The sequence below is a fragment of the Aeromonas sp. QDB63 genome, from assembly GCF_027707425.1.
Lineage (GTDB): Bacteria > Pseudomonadota > Gammaproteobacteria > Enterobacterales > Aeromonadaceae > Aeromonas > Aeromonas caviae.
Genome location: NZ_JAPCIS010000013.1, coordinates 94,649 through 101,393, shown reverse-complemented (window position 1 = coordinate 101,393; position 6,745 = coordinate 94,649). Strand labels below are relative to the sequence as shown.

At 64.3% G+C, this 6,745-nt stretch carries 8 protein-coding genes; 3 read left to right on the top strand and 5 right to left on the bottom strand.

The genetic code is table 11. The features are described from left to right. Positions 1–164 precede the first annotated feature (164 nt). From PG879_RS11030 to cydH, 4 genes are all read right to left on the bottom strand, one after another. Positions 165–1,445, bottom strand: a complete 1,281-nt coding sequence (locus tag PG879_RS11030; RefSeq protein WP_010675978.1) for a sigma 54-interacting transcriptional regulator — start codon at positions 1,443–1,445, stop codon at positions 165–167. A gap of 54 nt (positions 1,446–1,499) precedes the next feature. After that, positions 1,500–2,009 (bottom strand): hypothetical protein, encoded by a 510-nt coding sequence (locus PG879_RS11025; protein WP_039039694.1) that lies wholly within the window; start codon positions 2,007–2,009, stop codon positions 1,500–1,502. 105 nt (positions 2,010–2,114) lie between these two features. Further along, on the bottom strand, positions 2,115–3,527 hold the full coding sequence (locus tag PG879_RS11020; protein WP_270830181.1) for a sensor histidine kinase: 1,413 nt from the start codon (positions 3,525–3,527) through the stop codon (positions 2,115–2,117). 102 nt (positions 3,528–3,629) lie between these two features. After that, a complete protein-coding gene (gene cydH / locus PG879_RS11015) occupies positions 3,630–3,710 on the bottom strand; it encodes a cytochrome bd-I oxidase subunit CydH (RefSeq protein WP_223302605.1) in 81 nt (26 codons plus the stop codon). Between the two features lie 137 nt (positions 3,711–3,847). Here cydH and folK point away from each other — a divergent pair, with 137 nt between their 5' ends. Further along, positions 3,848–4,393 carry a 2-amino-4-hydroxy-6-hydroxymethyldihydropteridine diphosphokinase gene (folK, locus tag PG879_RS11010; protein ID WP_270830180.1) on the top strand — a complete coding sequence of 182 codons (546 nt, stop codon included), beginning with the start codon at positions 3,848–3,850 and terminating at the stop codon, positions 4,391–4,393. A 58-nt stretch (positions 4,394–4,451) separates the two neighbouring features. Here folK and PG879_RS11005 read toward each other — a convergent pair whose 3' ends face one another. Then, positions 4,452–5,156 (bottom strand): SDR family oxidoreductase, encoded by a 705-nt coding sequence (locus PG879_RS11005; protein WP_042882786.1) that lies wholly within the window; start codon positions 5,154–5,156, stop codon positions 4,452–4,454. Between the two features lie 159 nt (positions 5,157–5,315). Between PG879_RS11005 and PG879_RS11000 the strand changes: the two genes are divergently transcribed. Together PG879_RS11000 and PG879_RS10995 are read left to right on the top strand one after the other, a co-directional pair. Further along, positions 5,316–5,720 carry a CBS domain-containing protein gene (locus tag PG879_RS11000; protein ID WP_039039619.1) on the top strand — a complete coding sequence of 135 codons (405 nt, stop codon included), beginning with the start codon at positions 5,316–5,318 and terminating at the stop codon, positions 5,718–5,720. 249 nt (positions 5,721–5,969) lie between these two features. Next, positions 5,970–6,734: a substrate-binding periplasmic protein gene (locus tag PG879_RS10995; protein ID WP_042882782.1), complete on the top strand. Its 765-nt coding sequence runs from the start codon at positions 5,970–5,972 to the stop codon at positions 6,732–6,734. Positions 6,735–6,745: the final 11 nt, after the last annotated feature.

The following is a 6,745-nucleotide window of genomic DNA, read 5'->3' as shown; positions in this document are numbered from 1 at the left end:
GTGGCGGGGCGGGGCGGGGGGCGGTGCGGTGTGGTGCTGGTGGCGGGGGTCGCTGGGCGGGCGGTTCGCGGGGTCGGGGGGGGCGCGCGGGGGGGGGGGGGGGGGGGCCCCCCCCCCCCCCCCCCGCCCGCCCCCCCCCCCCCCCCCCCCCGCCCCTCTGTCATTTATCCCTTCGACTTGAAATTTGCCGCCTCGATGCCGTGCCGATTCAATAGCTTGTAGAAGTCGGTGCGGTTTCTCCCCGCCATGTTGGCCGCCAGGGTCACGTTCCCCTCCGTGGTGCGCAGCAGCCGGATCAGATACTCCTTTTCAAACTCGGCCCGCGCCTCGTTGAACGAGGGAATGCCGCCACCGCCGCCACTCAGGGCCGACTCCACCATGGCCGCGCCTATCACCGGGCTGCAGCAGAGGCTCGCGAGCTGCTCCACCACCCCGCAGAGCTGGCGCACGTTGCCCGGCCAGGCCGCGGCGGCCAGCAGCGCCAGCGCCTCCGGCGAGAAGCCGAGGGCGGCGCAATCGGGGTGACGGTTGCGGTAATCGTCCAGCGCCTGACGGGCCAGCAGGGGGATATCCTCGCTACGGGCGCTCAGCGGCGGCAGGGTGATGTTGGCCACGTTGAGGCGGTAAAAGAGATCCTCGCGAAAACGCCCCTCTTCCATGGCGGTCACCAGATCCTGATGGCTGGAGCTGATGACCCGCACCTCGGGGGTACCCTGACCATACTCCGCCAGCACCTGGAGCAACTTGGCCTGGAGTGACTCCGACAGATCCCCTATCTCGTCGAGGAAGAGGGTGCCGCCTTTGGCCTCGGCAAACAGGCCGGACTGGCCATCCTCGCCGAACAGCTGCAAGTCCAGCGCGGGCCAGGGCAGGGCCGCACAGTTGATGGTATGCAGCGGCTTGTCGCGGCGGTGGCTGGCCTGGTGCAGCGCCTGGGTCATCACCCCCTTGCCGGCGCCGGAGGGGCCCAGGATCAGCACGGGCACGTCCATGGTGGCGATGCTGCTCGCCTGGATCAGCAACTGCTCCATCTGCGGGTTGCGGGTCTGGATGAGGGACTGCCACTCCTGCTGCTGCTTCGGACGGGTCAGGCTGAGAGCATGTTCTATGGTGACCAGCAGCTCGTCCTTGTCGATGGGCTTGGTGAGGAAGCTGAACACCCCGGAGCGGGTCGCCTGGATGGCGTCGGGAATGGTGCCGTGGGCGGTCATGATGATCACCGGCATGCCGAGCCACTGGGACTGGATCCGCTCGAACAGCGCCAGCCCGTCCATGCCCCCCATGCGCAGATCGCTCAGCACCAGGTCGGCCCGTTGCTGGCGCAGCCTGTCCAGCGCTCCTTCGGCGCTGTCGGCGGTATCCACCTCGTAACCCTGGCTGCGCAGGCGCATGCTCATCAGCTTGAGCAGGCTGGCATCATCGTCCACCAGCAGAATACGGCTCATGCTCTCACCCCCTCTTGGCGAAAAACGCGGTCATTGCGGCGCTGTCCGAAGCTGTCATGGCTGACCTCCCCCATTGAGCTTACGCTGGTTGAGCTGCTCGTCGATGGCGGAGAGCTGCTCTATCTGCTGGCGCAGACGCTTCACCTCCTGACTCTGATCGTCGCGGCGGCTGTCTCGCACCAGCAGCTCCTCCCCGAGGGCGATCCAGCTGCGCAGGAAGGCCTGGGCATCGAGACCGAGCTCCGGCAACAGAGCTTTCAGCTGATCCAGCCCGGCCCGGCGGCTGGCCACCGATTCGGACGGGTGGGTGTTGACCATGGCCAGGCTGACCCGGCTCTCGAGGTCGGTGGCGCCGGCCAGTCGCTGGCGCTCCTGCATCCGCTGCTGGGGATGGCTGGCCAGCAGCCAGTCCGAGTATTGCAGGCGCACCTGCATCTCCTTGTTGGCAAACTCCATCCGCCTGGCGATCGCCTCCTGGGAAGGCTCGGTGAGGCTGGTAGAAGGCAGCAGGGAACAGCCAGCGAGCAGGCCTATCATCAATACGGGAATCACAAATCGTTTCATCTTGAATGTCACTTCAGATCCTGGTGGGGAACAGGCACCTGCCCGCTCCTCTCAATATTCGGTGTCAAGGCGCCACCCGCACCTGCGGGGTCGCCGCCACGCCCGTCAGCTCGGGCGCACGTTCAAATCCAGCCGGAAACAGACATCCGCCCGGGCATCCTCGATGAGTCTGAGCTCGCCGCCCAGGCTCATGGCAGACTCACGGGCAATGGAGAGGCCCATGCCGGAGCCTTTCAGCAATCCCTGGCGCACTATGCTGCCCTGTTCAAAGGGCTCGAAGATGCGCTCCCGCTCGTCTGGCGGGATGACAGGCCCTTCGTTGGCCACCTCCAGCCAGCCGCCGCCCGCTCCCGCCCCGGCGCGGATCCAGATCTGTCCGCCCCTGGCGCCATAGCTGACCGCGTTGGAAAATAGATTGTCGAGGATGAGTCGCAGGCGGTAGGGCTCTGCCCGCAGGCTGATGGGCTCGGGCGGCAAGTGTACACTGATTTGCTTGGATTCCAGCGCGAGCCGGTACTCTTCGGACAAGTCTGACAACAAGGGCGCCAGGGGCACCTCGGACAGGGTGAACACCTCCTGCTGGCTGAGGCGATTGAAGTCGAGCAGCCGCTCGATCAGGGTCTGCAGACGGCGGCTGTTCTCCTCCAGCATCTGGCAGATCTCCTGCTGATCCCCGTTGAGGGGCCCCACCAGCTGCTCCGAGAGCAGATCAGCCCCCTCCCGCAGCACGGCAAGGGGGGTTTTCAGCTCGTGGGATACGTGGCGCAGGAACTGGTATTTCTGCTGTTCCAACTCCTTGAGCTTGTCGTGCAGCCAGCTGATCCGCTCCCCCAGCAGCACCAGTTCGGCCGGGCCATCCACCGGGCGCTGATCCGGCTCGACGCCTGCGCCCAGACTCAGGATCCGCGACTCAATCTGACGTACCGGGTGGATGATGAGGTAGGTAAAGAGCAACACCAGCAGCAGGCTGAGCCCGGCCACGAAGCCGCTGACCCACCAGATCTGCTGTTTCAGCTCCACGATGGCGCCCCGCATGCGGGTCACGTGATCATCCACCTGGCTGCGGGTGACCACTTCCAGTTGCTGGTTCAGTTCGTTGAAGTCGGTGAAACGGGGGCTGGTCGCCTCCTGCCTGGCCTTGCGCAGATCCTGCAGGCCGTCGAGCCAGACCAGCGTCGCCTCGAGATCCCCGTAGACCTCGGCATCCGGAATGGAGTCCTGATGGGTCGCGATCAGTTCCCGGTAGCGCACCAACTGCTGCCGATAGCTGGCCAGGATGCGGTCATCACCCAGGACCGCATAGCGGCGCAGGGTGCGCTCCAGATCGATGGCCTGGGTGGAGAGCAGCGTCGCCCGGCGAGTGTCCCGCACCGCACGTTCCATCTCGTCGCTGGTGAGCTGGCCCAGGTGGGAGAGAGCCTGACTGTCGTGCCAGATCATGCCCCCCAGGGGCATCAGCACCAGCACGAAGCCCATCAGTACTACCTGGAGCAGGGAGCGGGGCCGAACCTTGGTCATCTTCTGCGGTCTCGATTCGTCATGGGGGAGCCAGCATATCCGCACTGCCCCAAAAAGCAAAACCGGCCATAAAGCCGGTTTGATTGCTCACCGAGGCCGGATTCACGCCAGACCGACGGACGCCACACAGATGACAATGATCATGGCAAGGGCCCCTGACGCGGCCAACAGTGCCCATTTCATTTCTACGCTCATGCAAACCTCCTTTCTGCCAATCAGCGTTGGATCACAACAGATAACGACATGTTAATTCATAGTGAATCCCATAACCGTGAGCTGCGTATATATTTCAGACGAGCCCAACCCAAGGAATGGAAAGCATGTTTTACCTCTGTAGCATTGGATCCAATCTCGACCCCGCCCTGCACGTCAGTCAGGCCGTCGCCGAATTGCTGGCCCGCTTTGGTCGCCTTCACCTGAGTTCCGTCATCCAGACCAAGCCCGTGGGCATGCATTCACGCCACGACTTCCTCAACTGCCTGTTCGTCGTCCAGAGCGACCTCTCCCCCGTCCAGCTCAAGGCCGAGTTTGTCACCATGGAGCTGGCTCATGGCCGGGATCGCAGCCACCCCCTGTGCAAGGTGGCGGACAGGCCACTGGACATCGACATACTGGCCTGCGGCGAACGGGATGACTTCGCCGAGGCCGGGGTGGATGCCTACCTGGGGGATCTGCTGGCGGAGATGTATCAGGGCGGCAGTGTGGACTCCGGCAAGGTGACCCTCGGCCTGCCGGGCAGCAAGGTGTTTGCGAAGCAGCGCATCGGCCAGGCCCCCATCCATCTCTGCCAGCAAGACGAGGCCCTGCTTCCCGGCAACGGCCACCCCGGCCCCCCTTCCCGGCACGCCGCCATCCGGCACCCTTGAGCCGTTCACACACATGAGGCACCCAAAAGCGCCTCATGTCATGGCGGCCCGCCTTGCCCTAGATGACGGCGAGGGCGCGCCCCCCGTCCACCCGGATGCTGGCCCCGGTCATGTAGTCGTTCTTCATCAGCATCTGTACCGCCTGCCAGATGGGCTCCAGACCCCCTTCCCGCGCCAGCGGCGTCTTCGCCAGCACCTGCTGGCGCCAGTCATCCCCGTGCTCGTCGAGAAACAGGATGGGGCCAGGCTCTATGGTGTTGACCCGCACGGCGGGTGCCAGTTCGCGGGCAAAGCTCATGGCCAGGGAATGGGCTCCCGCCTTGGTGGCCACGTAGGCGGCAAACTGGGGCGCCGGGGCATGGATGTAGATATCGGTGATGTGGATGATGCCCCCGTTGGGCTGGCGAGCAAGGGCGGGGGCCAGCGCCCGGTTGAGCTGGAAGGGAGCCGCCATGTGTACCCGGTAGAACTGCTCAAACTGGGCCAGCTGCACCGCAGGATCCGCCGCCTGGGGCTCGAAGGCAGAGGCATTGTGGATGATCAGGGCAAGATCCTCATGAGCCGCCAGCGCCGTCACCACGGCGCCCACCTCCTCTTCCCGGGTGAAGTCCGCCTGTACCAGCTCGACGCCCACGTCTCGCAGACGATCCAGCTCGGGCCGTTCGCTGCGATAGCTGCCCGTCACCTGCCAACCAGCGGCCACCAGCTGCTCGCACAGATAGAATCCCAGGCGACGGCCACAGCCCGTTACCAATGCACGCATACCCTCTCCTTGTGGTTGTCGCCCTCCCCGATCCATGCAGGATCGCACGGAGGGCCCATTCATCGGCCATGACCTATCGATGTCCGAGGCAAAACCCATTGGCCCCCTTTCACGGCCACCGGGCATAGTGGCCCCATCGACCCCCATGGAGCCACCATCATGCTACAAATTCGCGATCATATGCAGCCATTGACCCACTCACTGCACCCCGGCCTCGGTCTGGCCGAGGCGCTGGACAGACTCCATCGGGCAAACCTGGGGGGCCTGCCGGTACTGGATGACCATCAGCACCTCGTCGGATTTCTCTCCGAGCAGGATTGCATTCCCGCCCTGCTCACGGGCAGCTATCACTGCGACACCCGTACTCTGGTCGAAGATCTGATGAGCCGGGCCCCGCTGTTCGTCTCTCCTGATGACAACATCGTGGATCTCGCCCGCCAGATGGCCGGGGCCAGACCCAAGGTCTATCCAGTGATGGAGGGAGGCAAGGTGACGGGCATCATCAGCCGTCGTCAGGTGATGCAGGCCCTCAACACCCAGATGAAACAGTGTCAGGCAACCTGAGGCAGGCCACCTCGCACACGTGTCATGCCGGCCACCCTCCCGCCCACAGCTGGCGAGTGGCTGGTCCATCCCGCCCGACTCTGCCACGGGGCGGCCTGTCGAGGCAGCCCGCCCCCCCTCCCACCGGCACCGTTCGTTTGTCCCCTCCCCATTTCAGGGTTTGCCATCCGTGGTCGTCTCTAGTTAGATAGGTGCCGGTCACAATCCCTGCCGGATGCGACCCCGTACCGAGTGCTCAGGAGATGTAACGTGCGACGCTTGCTCGTATTCTGCTTGCTGCTGCCCTGCTGGCTGTCAGCCAGGGAGCTGGTCATTGGTGGCATCCTGGAGCCCCCTCTCAAGTGGCTGGATGCACAGGGACACCCTCGCGGGTTGGATGTGGATCTCGTCACCGCCATCTTCGGCACGCTCCATACCCCCATCAGGATTGAGCTCATCGATTCGGGGGCCAGGCTCACCCGCAATGCCGAAAGCGGCTTCTATGACCTGCTGCTGACCCACTCCTACAAACCGGAGCGGGAGGCCTATCTGCTCTACCCCAAACAGGCCCATATGCTCCATAGCTGGCACTTCTTCATACGCAAGGAGTCCGCGGGCCGGATCCACTATGACCATCTGACGGATCTCAAACCCTGGCGTATCGGTGTCACTCGGGATTTCTCCTACACCCCCGAGCTCGCGGCAGCCATGACAGACCCGAGCTATCACTTCCAGGAGATCCCCATCAACCAGCTGCAACTGCGCAAACTCATCGCCGGTCGCATCGACGTGGTGCCCATGTCCCTGATCACCGCCTTCACCCAGATAAGAGAGGAGGGACTGGAAGGCAAGCTCGACTACCTGCCAAAACCCCTCAAGACCAGCCCCTACTTCAATGTCTGGACCCGTTCCCGGGCCAATGCCGACACCCCGGCCCTGATGGCCGCCTATGATGCCGAACTGCTGCACATGAAGCGGGACGGCCGGCTCAAGGCCCTCTACGACAAATACGGCATCCCCTATATCGAACCCTGATCCACCGGTCA

Bases quoted from the DNA above. Each gene is read 5' to 3' on its own strand.
- PG879_RS11020 (WP_270830181.1), bottom strand. From the start codon at position 3,527: ATGACCAAGGTTCGGCCCCGCTCCCTGCTCCAGGTAGTACTGATGGGC.
- folK (WP_270830180.1), top strand. From the start codon at position 3,848: ATGTTTTACCTCTGTAGCATTGGATCCAATCTCGACCCCGCCCTGCAC.
- PG879_RS11030 (WP_010675978.1), bottom strand. From the start codon at position 1,445: ATGAGCCGTATTCTGCTGGTGGACGATGATGCCAGCCTGCTCAAGCTG.
- cydH (WP_223302605.1), bottom strand. From the start codon at position 3,710: ATGAAATGGGCACTGTTGGCCGCGTCAGGGGCCCTTGCCATGATCATT.
- PG879_RS11005 (WP_042882786.1), bottom strand. From the start codon at position 5,156: ATGCGTGCATTGGTAACGGGCTGTGGCCGTCGCCTGGGATTCTATCTG.
- PG879_RS11000 (WP_039039619.1), top strand. From the start codon at position 5,316: ATGCTACAAATTCGCGATCATATGCAGCCATTGACCCACTCACTGCAC.
- PG879_RS11025 (WP_039039694.1), bottom strand. From the start codon at position 2,009: ATGAAACGATTTGTGATTCCCGTATTGATGATAGGCCTGCTCGCTGGC.